The sequence below is a fragment of the Desulfovibrio sp. JC022 genome (assembly GCF_010470665.1).
Classification (GTDB): Bacteria; Desulfobacterota; Desulfovibrionia; order Desulfovibrionales; family Desulfovibrionaceae; genus Maridesulfovibrio.
On sequence record NZ_VOPZ01000101.1, the window covers coordinates 1 to 467 of the forward strand.

Annotated in this window: 1 protein-coding gene; it reads right to left on the bottom strand. The window is 50.3% G+C overall.

Translation table 11 applies throughout. The features are described 5' to 3' along the window. Nucleotides 1-311: 311 nt before the first annotated feature. The coding region (locus FMS18_RS21360) for an RNase H-like domain-containing protein (protein WP_163296465.1) at nucleotides 312-467 on the bottom strand (156 nt) is incomplete at its 5' end.

Sequence of the window (467 nt, forward strand, 5' to 3'; positions counted from 1 at the left end):
TTGCTTTGTTCCAGGTGTGGAACTGTGGTGAATTCCTGCGGGAATTGGTTGTGCACCAGTGTGGTGCTGAGTCTGTGAGACTCGTTGGTAGACACCTGTTGAGGTGTGCACCTGGTACGGTGCGGAGTTCCGAGGAACTCGGTGTTAACGCCCTGCGAGGCGTAGTGTTCTGAGGGACACTGGGTGTTTCCGTGGGAGACGACCGGTTTGTAAACAGTCTTTGTATATCCGATTGTGAAAGTGATATAGTGAAGTTTTTGTTTACAATCCCTCTGTGTTATTTCTGGTCATATTTCTCGTGACCACACCATTCACCCTCCCTCTGGTGGTGGTCCTGCACTAACATAGTTCCCATCATGAGGCTTAAACTTCCTCGAAATGTAGACAATCACCTTCCCGCGCTGCATCAGAACTGCTCCAAGACCGTCCCCACACGCATCCGTAAAGACCGAAAAGTCCTCCTTTCC